The 271-nt window shown below is 60.9% G+C and carries 1 protein-coding gene; it reads right to left on the reverse strand.

Annotated elements, in window-relative coordinates; all coding sequences use genetic code 11:
* On the reverse strand, positions 1-269 hold a 269-nt coding region (locus SB786_RS36355), incomplete at its 3' end, for a glutathione S-transferase N-terminal domain-containing protein (protein ID WP_410731596.1).
* Between the last annotated feature and the right edge of the window lie 2 nt (positions 270-271).

The raw sequence follows: 271 nt of genomic DNA on the forward strand, positions 1-271 counted from the left end.
ATCAGCTCGCGTTCCTTCGCGGCCTGCCACGGATCGGCCGCGAAGATGCGCTTCTCCGGAAAGCGCGCCGCCAGATACTCGACAATCACTTCCGATTCGCACAGAAAGCCCTGCTCCGTTTCGATGTAGGGCACCTTGCCGCCCGGCGATTCGGCGAGCTGCGCCTCGGCGAGCGGCAGCTTTGTCAGCACTTCCTCGAACGGAATGCCGTGCTCGAGCAGCACGAACTTCACCTTGTTGTAGTAGTTCGAGACCGCAAAACCATGCAGCT

The sequence above is a fragment of the Burkholderia sp. SIMBA_062 genome (genome assembly GCF_046534765.1).
GTDB classification, from domain to species: Bacteria; Pseudomonadota; Gammaproteobacteria; order Burkholderiales; family Burkholderiaceae; genus Burkholderia; species Burkholderia ambifaria.